General features: G+C 42.1%; 16 protein-coding genes. All 16 read right to left on the bottom strand.

The genetic code is table 11. The features are described 5' to 3' along the window. Window positions 1-27: 27 nt before the first annotated feature. The 16 genes from HMPREF3057_RS03105 to HMPREF3057_RS03030 all read right to left on the bottom strand — a co-directional run bounded on the left by HMPREF3057_RS03105 (window position 28) and on the right by HMPREF3057_RS03030 (window position 14,998). On the bottom strand, window positions 28-867 hold the full coding sequence (locus HMPREF3057_RS03105) for a thymidylate synthase (RefSeq protein WP_000158642.1): 840 nt from the start codon (window positions 865-867) through the stop codon (window positions 28-30). A 98-nt stretch (window positions 868-965) separates the two neighbouring features. Next, the gene (locus HMPREF3057_RS03100; protein WP_070696335.1) at window positions 966-1,925 is read right to left on the bottom strand and encodes an ROK family glucokinase; all 960 of its coding nucleotides are present in this window, start codon (window positions 1,923-1,925) and stop codon (window positions 966-968) included. Window positions 1,926-2,025: 100 nt separating this feature from the next. Then, window positions 2,026-2,826: an excalibur calcium-binding domain-containing protein gene (locus HMPREF3057_RS03095; protein ID WP_000751033.1), complete on the bottom strand. Its 801-nt coding sequence runs from the start codon at window positions 2,824-2,826 to the stop codon at window positions 2,026-2,028. Window positions 2,827-2,921: 95 nt separating this feature from the next. Beyond that, window positions 2,922-4,643 (bottom strand): aminodeoxychorismate synthase component I, encoded by a 1,722-nt coding sequence (pabB, locus tag HMPREF3057_RS03090; protein ID WP_008284285.1) that lies wholly within the window; start codon window positions 4,641-4,643, stop codon window positions 2,922-2,924. 263 nt (window positions 4,644-4,906) lie between these two features. Then, window positions 4,907-5,470: a TIGR01440 family protein gene (locus HMPREF3057_RS03085; protein WP_000659509.1), complete on the bottom strand. Its 564-nt coding sequence runs from the start codon at window positions 5,468-5,470 to the stop codon at window positions 4,907-4,909. A 109-nt stretch (window positions 5,471-5,579) separates the two neighbouring features. Next, the gene (locus HMPREF3057_RS03080; RefSeq protein WP_000831097.1) at window positions 5,580-7,271 is read right to left on the bottom strand and encodes a cache domain-containing sensor histidine kinase; all 1,692 of its coding nucleotides are present in this window, start codon (window positions 7,269-7,271) and stop codon (window positions 5,580-5,582) included. Next, complete coding sequence (locus tag HMPREF3057_RS03075) at window positions 7,268-8,005, bottom strand: response regulator transcription factor (protein ID WP_000222608.1); 738 nt, start codon at window positions 8,003-8,005, stop codon at window positions 7,268-7,270. Before HMPREF3057_RS03075 ends, HMPREF3057_RS03080 begins: the two co-directional genes overlap by 4 nt. 70 nt (window positions 8,006-8,075) lie before the next feature. Beyond that, complete coding sequence (msrB, locus tag HMPREF3057_RS03070; protein ID WP_000998593.1) at window positions 8,076-9,188, bottom strand: peptide-methionine (R)-S-oxide reductase MsrB; 1,113 nt, start codon at window positions 9,186-9,188, stop codon at window positions 8,076-8,078. Between the two features lie 9 nt (window positions 9,189-9,197). Next, on the bottom strand, window positions 9,198-9,761 hold the full coding sequence (locus HMPREF3057_RS03065; protein WP_000759254.1) for a redoxin family protein: 564 nt from the start codon (window positions 9,759-9,761) through the stop codon (window positions 9,198-9,200). A gap of 13 nt (window positions 9,762-9,774) precedes the next feature. Continuing rightward, complete coding sequence (gene ccdA2, locus HMPREF3057_RS03060; RefSeq protein WP_000370905.1) at window positions 9,775-10,485, bottom strand: thiol-disulfide oxidoreductase-associated membrane protein CcdA2; 711 nt, start codon at window positions 10,483-10,485, stop codon at window positions 9,775-9,777. 162 nt (window positions 10,486-10,647) lie between these two features. Beyond that, window positions 10,648-11,199, bottom strand: coding sequence for a GNAT family N-acetyltransferase (locus HMPREF3057_RS03055; protein WP_000643816.1), 552 nt, complete (start codon window positions 11,197-11,199; stop codon window positions 10,648-10,650). Between the two features lie 105 nt (window positions 11,200-11,304). Then, window positions 11,305-12,129 (bottom strand): ammonia-dependent NAD(+) synthetase, encoded by an 825-nt coding sequence (gene nadE, locus HMPREF3057_RS03050; protein ID WP_000058066.1) that lies wholly within the window; start codon window positions 12,127-12,129, stop codon window positions 11,305-11,307. Continuing rightward, window positions 12,126-13,586 carry a nicotinate phosphoribosyltransferase gene (locus tag HMPREF3057_RS03045; protein ID WP_000283137.1) on the bottom strand — a complete coding sequence of 487 codons (1,461 nt, stop codon included), beginning with the start codon at window positions 13,584-13,586 and terminating at the stop codon, window positions 12,126-12,128. Before HMPREF3057_RS03045 ends, nadE begins: the two co-directional genes overlap by 4 nt. A gap of 116 nt (window positions 13,587-13,702) precedes the next feature. After that, a complete protein-coding gene (locus tag HMPREF3057_RS03040; protein ID WP_000797143.1) occupies window positions 13,703-14,191 on the bottom strand; it encodes a DUF6773 family protein in 489 nt (162 codons plus the stop codon). Next, the gene (locus HMPREF3057_RS03035; RefSeq protein ID WP_001107493.1) at window positions 14,181-14,390 is read right to left on the bottom strand and encodes a helix-turn-helix transcriptional regulator; all 210 of its coding nucleotides are present in this window, start codon (window positions 14,388-14,390) and stop codon (window positions 14,181-14,183) included. The genes HMPREF3057_RS03040 and HMPREF3057_RS03035 overlap by 11 nt, the downstream gene beginning before the upstream one ends. A gap of 197 nt (window positions 14,391-14,587) precedes the next feature. After that, window positions 14,588-14,998 (bottom strand): GNAT family N-acetyltransferase, encoded by a 411-nt coding sequence (locus tag HMPREF3057_RS03030; RefSeq protein ID WP_000558475.1) that lies wholly within the window; start codon window positions 14,996-14,998, stop codon window positions 14,588-14,590. Window positions 14,999-15,079 lie beyond the last annotated feature (81 nt).

Here is a 15,079-nt window from a genome sequence, read left to right as displayed (position 1 = left end):
GTGGTTTGAAGAGATTTTCGAAGAGTATTAAATAGCCAAATCAAACTTCAGTTGTGGCTTAACCGGATCATAGTCAACTAACTCAAAGTCCTCCGCTTTGATATCAAAGAAATTGGTCCCATCAGGAACATTTAAAACCAAGCGTGGTTGGCAGTTTGACGGCTCACGACGAAGCAATTCCTGAGCTTGTTCAAATTGATTATCGTAGATATGAAGGTTGTTGATAAAATAGAAAAACTTCCCAACCTTCCAGCCAAAGTGTTTAGCAATCATCATTTGAAGAGCTACGTACTGCATAGCGTTAATGTGGTGAGCCACCAGCATGTCATTCGAACGCTGGGTCAAAGTCGCATCCAGATAGATTTCCCCATCAACCCGACGGACATCAAACATGGTCTGAAAGGCGCATGGAAGAAGACCATCTGTCTCCTCAAAAGCTTGGTAATCCCAGAGCGAGATGATATTGCGGCGGTTCCAAGGGTTGGCTTCTAACTGCTTGAGAATCTTGTTGATGATATCGTGTTTCTTAACAACTGCCCCATAGCGCTCACCGATGGTCCCCGTTTCTCCCACTTCCCAGTCATTCCAGTAGTGAACATTGTACTTGTTATTAAGCACTTCTAGGCTATTAGACTGGTCTTGGTAAATCCAGAGCACTTCCTTGATGGCAGATTTGATCGCAATGGGACGCAAGGTCGTGATGGGGAATTCCCCTTTAGACAAATCATACTCCGCAAAGGCACCCGTTACGTACTTGGAGTTGGCAACAGTCCCATCCTTGTACTTGGGACGAGCCTGCTCAGAAAAGACACCTTTTTTGAGGATTCGTTCAATATTTTCTTTAAAAATCGTATCTGCTTTTGTCATTTACTCTCACCTCATTTATTGTCCTAACTAGTATAGCATAAAAAAAGAAAGGTGGAAAATCACTGGCTTTAAAGTAGTGTTTTTCTCCTTTTATGATCTTATTGCAATACAAGTGATGCTGCTCCGATAACTCCAGCGTCATTTCCTAGAGTTGCAAGAGCTAGTTTAGTTGTTGTGCGTACTTGTGGGAAGGTATTTTCATCGTAGACTTTTTGAACACCTTGGAGAAGGAATTCTCCAGCTGCTGACACCCCACCACCGATAACGATTGTTGATGGGTTTAGGATTGAGCCGATATTAGCACAAGCGATTCCCAAGTAACGTGAGAAGTTTCGGTAAACGATCAAGGCAAGGTCATCCCCTTCTTTTGCAAGGTCAAAGACAGTTTTAGCAGTTACTTCTTCACCGTCATCAATCAAGCGTTTCAAGGCTGCATCGCCTTCGTATTCATCTGCATAACGACGAGTCAAGTTGACAATCCCTGTTGCGGAAGCAACTGTCTCAAGACAGCCTTTTTTACCACAGGTACATGCGATTGGTTGGTCAAAGTCAACAGTGATATGACCAAGCTCACCAGCAGCACCAGCAACACCGTGGAGCAATTTGCCTTCAGCCACGATACCGCCACCAACACCTGTACCAAGTGTCATAAAGACAACGTCTGGTTGGTTTTCACCAGCACCCATCCAACGCTCACCAAGAGCAGCTACGTTGGCATCATTATCGATAAAGAATGGAATCCCCAAGGCTTTTTCAATCTTTTCTTTAATCGGTTGAAGGGTTTTCCAGTTTAGGTTGTAGGCACTGATAACAGTTCCTTTTTCACGGTCAACCACACCAGGTGATCCCATCCCAATCCCTCGGAAGTCTGTGGCTGACAATCCAAGCAAGTCCAAACGATGCTGAATAGACTCAATCATATCATCTACAATATGGCTTCCTTCATCCAAAATGTTGGTCTTGATAGACCATTTTTCTTGGATTTCTCCCTCTTGAGTTAAAATTGCGAACTTGACAGATGTACCACCAAGGTCAATCCCAATAATCTTTTGACTCATCGTCTTCTCCTTTTTAATTGAAAATGCTTACAGATATAGTATAACAAAATCGTCCATTTTGTGCAAAGGTTTGCATTAACTTCCTAGAAATTATTCTGATTTATGGTTTCCAAAGACCAGAACCATCTACGTAGTATCTGCCACCATCAACTCGCTCATTCTTTGCCATTTTACCATCTGATTTCAAATAGTAATTTCCTTGCCAAGTATTACGAGCGTATGAACCATCTGATTTCAAGTAGTACCAAGATTGATAAGAAGAGTCATATATCCACTCACCTTGTGCCATTTTACCGTTCGCTTTGAGATAAAAAGCGCCTTGCCAAGCATTTTGGGCATAGGATCCATCTGATTTCAAATAATACCAAGCTTGGTATGATGAATCATAAATCCATTCACTTTGAGCCATCTTTCCGTTTGCTTTAAGGTAGTAACTTCCTATCCATGTGTTTCGTGCATACGAACCATCCGATTTGAGATAATACCATCCCTTGTAATATGAGTCATATATCCACTCACTCTGAGCCATTGTTCCATCTGATTTGAGATAGTAATCTCCTTTCCAAGAATTGGTTACTAGATTACCATTGTCAGAATAATAATACCAATATCTATCCTGCTTAACCCATCCACTAGAAGAAACTCTATTCTGTGGACTAGACTGGCGTGGTTTAAAGACTCCCCGAGGTGCATTTGCACGTTCACAAGCTATCCCATCACCATCTTTGTCTAGTCTTGAAGAATATCCAGGCTCTCCTCTATGGATATCAGAATAACCATTTTCCCATGCTTCTTTACAACTAGAAAAATGAATATTTTCTTCTGCACTAACCGGTTGAGCAAACAAACCTAAAATTGGAAAAACAGTAAGAATCACTTTCAGCAAAATTGTTTTTTTCATCATTTCCTCCTATAAAATGACATCGTTTTCTTTTTATTTTATCAAACTTAATTCAACAATTCAATATATACATTATATTTTTTGATTTATAAAGTTTATTTAGAATTCACTTCCAACTCATACAAGCCTCTGACTGCATTAGAGCCATAGATAGTTTCCGCTTGGTCCAAGTCTGGCACAGTCAGAACTTTTTCCTCTGCCTGTCCTGTTTCCAGCAAATGCTGGCGGTAGATTCCTGGCAAAATCCCTAGATTGATAGGAGGTGTGTAGAGCTTACCATTAATTTTTAAGACCAGATTTCCAATAGAGGTTTCAAGCAATTCTCCTGCTACATTATGGTAAATGATTTCCTGTTCCCCTAGACTTAAGTGTGGTCTATGGGTTGTTTTAAAGTAGGTAAATGATTGATTCAAATCTGCCTCTTGCAGACAAAGTTTGGCTTTGCAGAAACTTGGACTGAAGGGTGTTAAGATTTGGCGACTGAGTTCTATCTCTCCCGATTTGCTGAGACTAATTCGTAAGCGGTAGTCTTGATTAACATCACAAACTTGACACTCTTTCTCTATCTTTTGTCTCAGGTTTTCTGGATCAAAAGGATAGGCAAAATATCGACTAGCCTTTGTCAGTCTTTCCAGATGTTGATCTTCAAACAGCAGTTGTTTTTGGCTGATTTTCCCAGTCGTAATCAGTTGGAAACGTGCTTGTTTACGATAGAGAACAGCCGCCTTTTGATGAACCTCACGGTATTCAGATTCCCAAGTGCTATCCCAAGTAATCCCTCCGCCAACTCCATAGATGGCTTTTTCTTGGTACAGTTGAATAGTCCGAATGGCGACATTGAAAATCCGTCGTCCATTTGGAAGCAAGAGACCAATCGTTCCGCAGTAGACTCCTCTGGGTTGGGGCTCCAAGTTCTTGATGATTTCCATGGTCGCAATTTTGGGAGCTCCTGTGATAGATCCACATGGAAAGAGCGAACGGAAGATTTCAACTAGGTCCACATCCGGTCGTAACTGACTCTTAATGGTCGAAGTCATTTGCCAAACGGTTGAATACTGCTCCACTTGGCAAAGACACTCCACGTGCTCACTACCCACTTCGGAAATACGGTTCATATCGTTGCGCAAGAGATCTACAATCATCATATTCTCAGAGCGATTTTTAGGATCCTGTTCTAGCCAACTAGCCTGTTCTAAATCTTCTTGGTTAGTCACTCCCCGCTGGGTTGTTCCTTTCATTGGGCGAGTCGTTAATTCCCGGTCATTTTGCTCAAAAAAGAGCTCTGGGCTCATGGAAATCACCGCCATCTCGTCATGTTCAACATAGGCATTGTAGCCCGCCTCCTGCTCTACCACCATGCGATTGTAGATGGCAAAAGGATTGGCACTTAAGTCTTGCTTGAGTTGGACGGTGTAATTTACCTGATAGGTGTCCCCCTGACGCAAATGATGGTGAATCTGGGAAATAGCTTTTTCATAGTTCTCTGCAGATGTTTGTTCCCGCCACTTTGAAGGCAAATCTACTTCCTCATAAGTCAGTGGAATAGGGGATGTTTCCACCCTATCATGAACGGTAAAGTAAAGCAAATACTCGCCCAGTAAAGGAGCTTTATGAACTGCTAGTTTCTCCTCAAAAGCAGGTGCAGCCTCGTAACTGACGTAGCCCACCACATAATAGCCTTGTTCTTGGTAGCTTTCCACCTGTGCTAGCAAGTCCGCCACTTCTGATAAATCTCTCGTTTTTAACTCTTTGATCGGCTGGGTAAAGGTGTATCTCTCCCCTAAAGCCCTAAAATCAATCACTGTTTTTCTATGCATATCTTAAGTATAGCACAAAAAAGCCGACCTAGAACAGCTAAATCCAGCTTTGTTTACTGATTTCTATAACGAAAAATCTTCTCTACCATACTTTTTCTACTTTTTGGCAATTCTCCATCAGAAAGCACCCCTTCTTCTTGTAAATACTGGTCTTATTTGGAGTACTTTACACAAAAATTCAACAAAAAAGAACAGAGGAAGTCATGGTATCTATACCATTTTTCCTCTGTCTTTTGCTTTTCTTCTGTTACTATAGAATGATTTTATGACTTTCTTATGAAGTCTTCAGGATACTGTGCACGCGCACCTCCGATTAGTTTGGGACGACTTGCAAGAGCCGTTACATGGGCATGCCCAATTTCACGCAGTACAGGGCGAATTGGTACTTGAACATGCTTAACATGCATGCCAATCGCAGTATCTCCGATATCCAATCCAGCATGGGCCTTGATAAATTCAACCTCAACTGGATCCTGCATAAACTTGAAGGCTGCCAACTGACCCGAACCTCCTGCATGAAGTGTAGGAAGGACACTGACGATTTCAAGACCAAACTGCTCTGCCACCTGACGTTCAACGACGAGGGCTCGATTGACATGTTCACAACCTTGAACAGCTAGATGAATTCCTTTTTTCTCTAGGATATCTAGAATGGTCTTCACAATGACTTCCCCAATTTCTTGACTGGATTCCTTGCCAATCTGACCACCTATCACCTCACTAGAAGAAAGACCCAAAACAAAGATGGCTCCTTGCTTCAAATTAGCCTTTTCTAATACATCTTCTACAATCTGGCTTGTTGCTCTTTGAATGTCTTTTTCCTTCATACTTGATACCTCTTTTGTCACTATCTATCATATCTTTTTTTACTGATTTTATCAAGACCAACTAATCATTCTGATTTTTAAAAGTAAAACTCCCAGAGTGAACTGGGAGTTAGCTAATTACTATTTTATTAATGTATATTTCAACTGTCGTCCCTTTTTCGGGTGCAGAATTGATCTTCATCTGATAGTTTTCTCCAAAATGAAGTTTGAGGCGTTGATCAACATTTTGAAGGCCAACTCCCCCACGTTTGAGCTGACTTTGACTGCTATCACCAGGATTTTGGAAGCCAACGCCATCATCCTCAATGCGGATGACAAGCCCTGTATTCTGTTTCTGAACAGAAACTTTAATATGGCCCTGGCCTTCCTTCTCCTTGATACCATGGTAAAGAGCGTTTTCTACAAGAGGTTGCAACACCAGTTTAGGCAAGACTAAATTATCAAAGTCAGGTTCTTCAGCAATCTCATACTCCAGCTTATCACCATAGCGTTGTTTCTGGATAAAGAGGTACTGGCGGACATGATTGATTTCATCAGAAAGAGAAATCAAATCCTTTCCTTGATTGAGCGCCAAGCGGAAATAGGTTGCCAAAGACTTGGTCACCTGAACCACTCGCTGACTATCCTGAAACTCAGCCATCCAGATGATAGTGTCCAAAGTATTATAGAGGAAATGGGGGTTAATCTGGCTTGACAAGGCTTGAAGTTCATACTGCCGGGTCGCTTCTTCCTGCCTGCGCACATCTGCCATCAGCTGATCAATCTGATCCAACATGGCATTAAACTGGCGAGTCACTTCTCTCAGTTCATAGGCGCCAGCTTCCTTAGCACGCAGATTTTGTGTACCAGAAGCAATTTTCAGCATGGTTTTTCTCAGGTCCTTCAAAGGAGCAATCCAGCGTTTAAGACTGAACCACACCAAGCAGATACAGGCAAGAAGAGATAAAGCACTAGCAACAAGAAAGGTCCACATGAGTTGGCTCCGAACCTGGTCTAACTTCTCCAACGAAGACACGCCTATAACCGTCCAATCAGTCCCTGCAATCTTTTCCTGACTAACGTAGGATTGATGGTCCAGCGTGTAGCCCTGTCCCGTCTCAATGTAGGGTTTCATGGCCTCCATTTCACTCGCTGAGCTATAGACAGTACGTTCAGGATGGTAGACAAATTCATGCTTCTCATTGATGATAAAGGCAAAGCCCTGCTGGCCCAACTGGAGTTGGTTGAGATAGGCTTCCAGAGTTTCATAGGAAATATCCAAGCGAAGCACACCAAGATTGGCTCCCTTTGCATCAACAAGTTCCTGAGTGACAGAAATAACCCATTGACTATCTGATTTACGAGCTGGGGTTAAAACTGGCTTAGCTCCCTGATGAATAGCCTTTTGGTACCAATCCTCAGCCATCATATCTGAGGAAGTTTTCATCTGCACACTGTCATCTGTAGAAATAACCTGACCGGATTTGGTGACCAGTACTACCGTTTTCAAGTCCTGGTCTGCCTTTAAGATGGTCAAAAACAGATCTCTGATTCCCTTGGCTTGGACTTGGTTAGGATTCTCAGCATAGGCTAGGATATCCTTCTGCTGGGTCAAACTGATCGAGGTGGTTTCTAATTTTTTGATATAAGACTGAATAAAGTGGCTTGTCTGGCTAATGGTCGTTTGGCTATTGCCCTCAATCGTATACTCAATGGCTGCTGAACTCGATTGATAGTAGAAAGTCCCGACCACAGCTAGGAGAATGAGAAAGACCAGAAAGATGGAAATAACCATTCTTACTAGGAGAGAAGAACGCTTCATCGGCCTTCTCCCTTCTTAAACTGACGAGGTGTCACACCTGCAATCTGTTTAAAACGTTGGGTAAAGTAGTTCATATCTTCAAAACCAACCTTTTCAGCTATCTGGTAAATCTTTAAATCCGTGGTCAGAAGAAAGAGCTTGGCTTGTTTGACACGCTCTCTCACCAGGTAATCCTGAAAAGGTAGACCCAACTCTTTCTTAATCAAGGAGCTCAGATAAGTCGGACTAAAGCCCAATTCACTGGCCAAAGACTTCAAACTAAACTGACTGTCAGCCAGATGGGACTGGATTTTCTGGGCCAGATTTCCCTCAAACTTATCAGTTAATAAATCTTGTAGCTGCTCTTCTTTTTCTTCCTTGTCTAGTTTTTGCTTGATTTTCCCTAACATTTCCTCAATATCCTGACGCGAAAAGGGTTTGAGCAGGTAATCATCTACACCGAGTTTGACAGCAGACAAGGCATAATCAAAATCATCGTAACCCGTCAAAAATACCAGATGCACCTGAGGATAGGTTTCTCGTACCAGACTGGCCAACTGGATGCCATTTAGCTGAGGCATATTGATATCGGTTAAAATGATATCTGGCACCTGCTTTTGAATCAAGTCCCAAGCCTGCCTTCCATTTTCAGCCTGACCGATGATTTCCATATCGTAGGCTGCTACATTGACCAGCTTGGTCAAGCCTTGTCTTACCAGATACTCATCTTCTACGATTAAGATTGTGTAGGTCATGCCCTGCTCCTTTATCACTTACTAGTATCAGTATAGCAAAATTCTCCTCTAACTGCTTAGGAAAGACTTCTTAATCGACATAATCTAGTAAATAGGCATAGCCTTTTTCTGCCATTTGGTCTTTGGGAATAAAGCGGATAGAGAGACTATTGATACAGTAGCGTAAGCCACCCTTGTCCTGAGGCCCATCTGTAAAGACATGGCCAAGGTGAGAATCTCCAACTCGGCTTCTCACTTCCATGCGCGTCATATTGTAGGACTTATCTTCCTTGTAGGTAGCAACATCTGGACTGATGGGTTGGGTGAAACTAGGCCAACCACAACCAGACTCAAACTTGTCCTTTGATGAAAAGAGGGGTTCGCCAGTTGCGACATCCACATATATACCAGATTCAAATTTATCCCAGTATCGGTTTGAAAAAGCTCGTTCTGTTTGATTTTTCTGGGTAACTGCATACTCCTCAGGTGACAAGGTCTTTTTCAATTCCTCATCGCTTGGTTTAGGATATTTGCTGGCATCGATGACGGGATAGGCAGCCTGATTGACATTGATATGACAGTAGCCATTTGGATTTTTCTTGAGGTAGTCTTGGTGATAATCCTCCGCCACCACAAAATTCTTCAAGTTTTCCTTTTCAACTGCCAGAGGTTGGTCATATTTTTTAGCAACTTCATCAAAGACTTGGTTGATTACCTCCAAATCCTTGTCATCTGTGTAATATACGCCGGTACGATACTGGGTTCCCACATCATTTCCTTGTTTATTTTTGCTGGTTGGATTGATAATGCGGAAGTAATGAAGCAGGATTTCTTTGAGGGAAATTTGATTGGCATCATAGGTAACATGGACAGTCTCTGCATGTCCTGTTTGGTTAATCAATTCGTACTTGGTTGTTTCCCCTCTACCATTTGCATAGCCTGAAACGGCATCTGTCACTCCGGGAACGCGTGAGAAGTATTCCTCCACTCCCCAGAAACATCCCCCAGCTAGATAAATTTCGTGCAAGTCTGCGTCTTTACTCACTTCTGTTTTTTTCACTGTTTTTCCTCCTTGGCTAACGGATGCTTTCTCAATTTGCGAGCTATCTGTCTGCCCTGTATTTCGCATCAATAGAAAATAGAAACCGGTTAGGACTAGGAGAATGACCCCTGCCAAGACAAACAATTTTACTTTATCATTCATAGTCTTTCTCTACCCCATTTCTTTCAATGTCTTTAAAATCATATCCTTATCCATAAAACCTGGTTGCGTTTTGACCAGCTTGCCTTCCTTGTCTATAAAGGCTTGAGTCGGGTAAGAACGAACACCATAACTTTCCAAAAGTTTGCCTGACGGATCAATTAAAACCGGTAAATTTTTATAATCCAATCCCTTGTACCAGTTCTTAAAGTCTGTTTCCGCTTGTTCTCCTTTGTGACCAGGAGACACCACTGTCAAGACCACATAGTCATCACCTGCATCCTTAGCGATTTCATCCGTATCTGGAAGACTGGCTAAACAGATAGAACACCAAGAAGCCCAGAATTTAAGATAGACTTTCTTGCCTTTGTAATCAGACAAGCGATAGGTCTTGCCATCTACTCCTGTTAGTTCAAAATCAGCGACTGCCTGACCTTTAGTCGCAGTTTGCGAGCTGACTTGTTCTGTTTTGGATTGCTCCTTCATAGTTGATTCGTCTGACATGTTTTTAGCCGAACAAGCTGCCAAGCAACAGATGGAGCCTACTCCAAGGAGACATGTTTGCCATTTTTTCATTTCTTTTTCCTCTCTATTCAAATAATGTAGTCAAAATGGAAGCATTTCCCAAAAGCACCAAGATTCCCATCACGATAATGAGGAAACCACCCACTTTTTTGAGGGTCCCGAGGTAGGGATGAAGTTTTCGGAAATGTTTCAAAACATAGCTGGAGGCGAGAGCTAGAACTAAAAATGGTAGCGCCAAACCCAGCGTGTAAACCAACATGAGACCAGCACCCTGCCAAGCTCCTGAACCACCTGAAGCCGCCAAGGCCAAAACAGAGCCCAGAACTGGCCCCACACATGGCGTCCAAGCAAAACTAAAGGTTAACCCCAGTAAAAATGCCTGACTATAGCCGTTACCCTTTTGCCCCTGTCTCTTTAATTGTAGCCTTCTTTCCTTGTAAAGTCCTTGGAAATGTAAGACTTCCATCTGGTGCAAGCCCAAGAGAATGATAACCGCACCCGTCACATACTGAAACCAAGAAGCATACAGTAAATTGCCTAAAAAACCAGCTCCATAACCCAGTAAGATAAAGATAAAAGAAATCCCTGCTATAAAGGCCAGAGTTCGCAATAGACTAACGACTGAGATTGAAAATTTTCCGCTGGAAACCTGAGAACCATCTTTGTCATCAAGTAAGACCCCCGCATAGACAGGCAACAAGGGTAAAATACAAGGAGAAAAGAAGGAAAGAATTCCAGCAAGAAAAACACTGATAAAAAAGATTACATTGTCCATTGCCTTCCTCCATTCTTTGATTTGATAGGACTATTATAGCTCCAAAACTCCAGAAAAAACAGGGGCAATGATAGGGAAAAATAGGAATTTAATCAGTTTATTCAGAAATCTGGCACAAAAAAAGCCAGACAAGGTCTGACTTTGATAGAAACAGAAAAGAAATCACCTGTCTTCCCTACTTATCTGGTAATAAATAAGATCCGCAACGTAGTCTTTTCTCTCCACACCATTGGCAATAGTTTTTAGATAGGACATTCCAGCTTTCTCCATCACACGGCCTGAAGCTGGGTTAAGACTGGCGTAACGAGCTCTGACCTTTTGAAAGCCTGCTTGAGTAAAACAAAAGTCTAACACAGCTTTCAAGGCCTCCGTCATCATACCACGACCCCAATAGTTTTTTCCTAAAATATAGCCAATTTCACAACTTGAATCTTTCTCATTCATCTCTACGATGCTGATATCTCCTATCACTTGCTCAGGGTTTTCTTTGAGACAAATAGCCCATTTGTAATAGTTGGGATTGGTATAGGATGCAACCCAATTTCGAATCGAATTCCGAGTCACCTCAACATCAGGATGAGGATCCCAGGTGACATAGGTCAGATTCTCAGCAGACGAAGCCCAATTTTGAAACATGGCTTCCGCATCACTCTCCACAAATCTTCTCAAGATCAAACGTTCTGTCTGTAATATTTGCGTACCGATTGCTTTCATAATGTTACCTCGCTTTCTAAGCTTAAGGCTCAAGCTAAAAAAGTCCCCGGACCATCTTCGCTTTCTTATTTCTAGGCTCAGGGTAAAAAGGTCCCCCGGACCTTTTTACTCCCAAAAGTCATCAAATACGGTAATTGGTAGGTGGCGTTTGTGTTGGCCTTTATACCACCAGTTTTCGATAGTCGCTTGGGCTTCTGGACTGATTGTTTTGCCTTCAAGGTAGTCATCAATTTCATTGTATGTGACTCCAAGTGCAACTTCGTCAGCAAGTCCAGGTTTGTCTTCTTCTAGGTCTGCTGTTGGGATTTTTTCATAAAGTGCTGGGTCTGCACCAAGCTCCTTCAAGAGTTGTTTCCCTTGACGTTTATTGAGGCGGTAAAGAGGGAGAATATCTGCACCACCGTCACCAAACTTGGTAAAAAAGCCTGTGATATTTTCCGCAGCATGGTCTGTTCCAATGACCGCTCCGCTATGGGCACCCGCAAGGGCATATTGAGCAATCATACGACTACGCGCCTTGATATTTCCCTTGTTGAAGTCTGAAACAGGACTTCCTGTCGCTTCGACTGCAGCTGTCATAGCATCAGCTGATTCCTTGATATTTACAACTAGACTGACATCTGGTTGGATGAAATCAAGGGCTTTTTGAGCATCTGCTTCATCAGCTTGCACGCCATAGGGCAGGCGGACAGCGATAAATTGGTAGCTGTTATCTCCTGTCTCTGCTCGCATTTCTTCCATAGCTAATTGCGCCAAGCGCCCTGCTAAAGTTGAGTCTTGTCCTCCAGAAATCCCTAGTACAAAGGTTTTAAGGAAGGGGTGTTTTTTCAAGTATCTCTTTAAGAAATCAATTGAACGACGGATTTCTTCCTGGGCATCAATCACTGGTTTGACGCCCAGTTGCTGGATAATGGTCTCTTGCAAACTCATTCTTCTTCTCCTTCACCAAGGGCTTCTTTGCGCATCTTATCAATCAAGTCCATCTTATCTTGCCAAATATCACGCGCCAAGTCCACTGGATAGTGCTGCGGATTGAGCACGCGCTTGTACTCATCCCAAAGTTTGTCAAATTCCTTGCGAGCATAGGCCTTAATCTCAGTCAAACTAGGCAAATTGTAAACTAATTTCCCTGCTTTGAAGATGTCCACCAAGAGAGGAACAGCATCAAAGTTTCGAACGGTCTTCTTAATGTAAGTATAGGTCGGATGGAACATTTTGATTTCTGTCATGCTGGCAACATCTACACCGTCATAGGTGATGTAGTCACCTTCTGACTTACCTTTTTCACGACTAGTAATGCGCCATACCTGCTTCTTACCTGGTGTCGACACTTTTTCAGCATTGCTTGAAAGCTTGATGGTGTTGCGCATATGACCAGTTTCATCTTCGATAGCTACAATCTTATAAACCGCTCCAAGGGCTGGCTGGTCATAGGCCGTAATCAGCTTGGTACCCACCCCCCAAACGTCAATCTTAGCGTGTTGCATTTTGAGGTTTAGGATGGTATTTTCATCGAGGTCATTGGAAGCGTAAATTTTGGCATCTGGATATCCAGCCTCATCTAACTGTTGACGAACTTTCTTGGAGATATAGGCAATATCCCCTGAGTCGATACGAACGCCTTTAAAATTAATCTTGTTTCCCAATTCACGAGCAACCTGAATGGCAGCTGGCACACCGATGCGCAACGTATCATAAGTATCTACTAAAAAGACACAGTCACGATGGGTTGAAGCATAGGCCTTAAAGGCCTCATAGTCGTTTCCATAAACCTGTACCAAAGCATGGGCATGGGTTCCTAGGACAGGAATGCCAAAAAGCTTCCCTGCTCGCACGTTGCTAGTCCCGTTGGCTCCACCAATCACAGCTGCGCGTGTTCCCCAGATAGCTGCATCCATTTCTTGCGCACGACGTGTCCCGAATTCCATCAAAGGCTCATCTTCAATGACTGAACGAATACGTGCTGCCTTGGTCGCTATCAAGGTTTGAAAGTTAACGATGTTTAAGAGAGCCGTTTCGACCAATTGACATTGGGCTAGAGGTCCTTCAACCTGCACAATTGGCTCATTAGCAAAAACCAAGTCCCCTTCCTGAGCAGAACGAACCGTTAGTTCTAACTTGAGATTTCGTAGGTAGTCCAAGAATTCTCCATGATACCCAAGCGTCTCCAAGTAGGCAATATCGCTATCTGAAAAGCGTAAGTCTTCAAGATAATGTACAATTCTTTCCAAACCAGCAAAAACCGCATAGCCGTTATTAAAAGGTTGCTGGCGGAAATAAACTTCAAAGACCGCCTTTTTATTGTGAATTCCTTGGTCAAAGTAAACTTGCATCATGTTGATCTGGTACAAGTCCGTGTGCAATGTCAAACTATCATCTGGATACATCTGTTTTCCTTCTTCCTACTTTACAAGGGTATAAAAGTATCCTACCACTTTCACACCGTCCGATAAATTAGTACTATTATAACACATTTTATCTGGATTGATAAAAAGCTAACAAGCTATTCTCCATTCTCCAGTTCATCCATATCTTGCTCAAACTTTTTCTGAGCCCATTCACCATAACTTTTAAGCCCGAGATTGCCGATAAAAACCCAAGGAAGGTAAATCAGATAAGTAATGACCCAAGCAGACAAGTATTTAACGTTCAGAGGATTGTGCTGATAAATTTCGATATTGAATTGATAATTCTGCAACATCAAGAGAGTCGTAATAGCGAGAGTTACCAGCAAACACCCTCCAATCGTAAAATGAAAACGACTATAGTAGGTCACTCCAAGTTGTCGTGCACGATTGAAAAAGAAGAAAATTCCTAAAAGAAGAGTAACCAGAAGAATATCAGGATTAAAAAGAGCAGGTGCTAATACAGCCACCAAATAACTTAGCAGAATGAGCCCGATAAACATATAAAAAGTCTCTGTCCCAGCTTTGTTAAACAGTTGTTCTTCTCTTTCGTCTAATAATTGATAATAAAAAAATCTATTTTTCATCTTCTTCCTCCCAGAATAGTTGGTCTAACGTTTTGCCTAAGCATCTGCAAATAGACTGGCAGAGGGAGAGACTAGGATTATATTTCCCTGCTTCTATCAAGCCTATAGTCTGCCTAGTAACACCTACAGCTTCTGCCAAATCCCCTTGTGTTAAATCACACTCCACCCGAGCTAATTTTAATTTTAAGTTTTTAGCCACTAGCATCCTCCTTCACATTTTTAAAAAGTTGCGCTTCTTTTAAAAACATTATACCATATATCTAACTTAATGCAATATATAAATGTCATTTTGTAAGATTTTATTAACAAAAAACTCTCTATCATCTTACATGATAAAGAGTATTCGTTCTTATTTGATACTCAGCTAAGCTCCTCTTCAAAAGATAGAAGTCTAGATCACAAATCCTTTTGGTAATAGTATCTTTGCCCTGTGTAGGGATAGTCTTGCAAGGTAAAGACTTCCTTGTAGCCATGGCTTAGATAAAAATCTGGCGCTTGAAACTGGTAAGTATTCACGAAAGAAAAACGACAGTTTCGATTCTTGGCTTCATTTTCAGCTCGCTGCAATAGTTTTGAACCAATTCCTTGTCCCCTCAATTCCTCTCTCACAAACAAATATTCGATTTCCAACCAATTTCCGAAAGTCTCTGCTACTAAGCCTGCCATGAGATTGCCCTTTTCGTCTTCGACATAAAGGTTCAGTGGCTCGCTTTCAGCCTCTTCTCTTTTAGAACGATTATAAGCACGAATCAAGTCCCCTATTTCCTGCGCTTTATGAGATTCCTTATTTTCCAATCTAACGTGCATTCAAACCTCCTAATAAACTGCTACAACTTGATTATAGTCATATTTCAATAAACTGTCAAACTAGCAAAAACTCACCAAACA

It is taken from the genome of Streptococcus sp. HMSC072D05 (genome assembly GCF_001815805.1).
In the GTDB taxonomy this organism is placed as follows: domain Bacteria; phylum Bacillota; class Bacilli; order Lactobacillales; family Streptococcaceae; genus Streptococcus.
This window is presented reverse-complemented; position numbering and strand designations above follow the sequence as displayed.

Coding starts and splice junctions, on each gene's coding strand:
- pabB (WP_008284285.1), bottom strand. CDS start 4,643: ATGCATAGAAAAACAGTGATTGATTTTAGGGCTTTAGGGGAGAGATAC.
- HMPREF3057_RS03065 (WP_000759254.1), bottom strand. CDS start 9,761: ATGAAAAAATGGCAAACATGTCTCCTTGGAGTAGGCTCCATCTGTTGC.
- HMPREF3057_RS03055 (WP_000643816.1), bottom strand. CDS start 11,199: ATGAAAGCAATCGGTACGCAAATATTACAGACAGAACGTTTGATCTTG.
- HMPREF3057_RS03040 (WP_000797143.1), bottom strand. CDS start 14,191: ATGAAAAATAGATTTTTTTATTATCAATTATTAGACGAAAGAGAAGAA.
- HMPREF3057_RS03075 (WP_000222608.1), bottom strand. CDS start 8,005: ATGACCTACACAATCTTAATCGTAGAAGATGAGTATCTGGTAAGACAA.
- HMPREF3057_RS03100 (WP_070696335.1), bottom strand. CDS start 1,925: ATGAGTCAAAAGATTATTGGGATTGACCTTGGTGGTACATCTGTCAAG.
- ccdA2 (WP_000370905.1), bottom strand. CDS start 10,485: ATGGACAATGTAATCTTTTTTATCAGTGTTTTTCTTGCTGGAATTCTT.
- HMPREF3057_RS03030 (WP_000558475.1), bottom strand. CDS start 14,998: ATGCACGTTAGATTGGAAAATAAGGAATCTCATAAAGCGCAGGAAATA.
- HMPREF3057_RS03045 (WP_000283137.1), bottom strand. CDS start 13,586: ATGTATCCAGATGATAGTTTGACATTGCACACGGACTTGTACCAGATC.
- HMPREF3057_RS03085 (WP_000659509.1), bottom strand. CDS start 5,470: ATGAAGGAAAAAGACATTCAAAGAGCAACAAGCCAGATTGTAGAAGAT.
- HMPREF3057_RS03105 (WP_000158642.1), bottom strand. CDS start 867: ATGACAAAAGCAGATACGATTTTTAAAGAAAATATTGAACGAATCCTC.
- HMPREF3057_RS03080 (WP_000831097.1), bottom strand. CDS start 7,271: ATGAAGCGTTCTTCTCTCCTAGTAAGAATGGTTATTTCCATCTTTCTG.
- msrB (WP_000998593.1), bottom strand. CDS start 9,188: ATGAATGATAAAGTAAAATTGTTTGTCTTGGCAGGGGTCATTCTCCTA.
- HMPREF3057_RS03095 (WP_000751033.1), bottom strand. CDS start 2,826: ATGAAAAAAACAATTTTGCTGAAAGTGATTCTTACTGTTTTTCCAATT.
- nadE (WP_000058066.1), bottom strand. CDS start 12,129: ATGAGTTTGCAAGAGACCATTATCCAGCAACTGGGCGTCAAACCAGTG.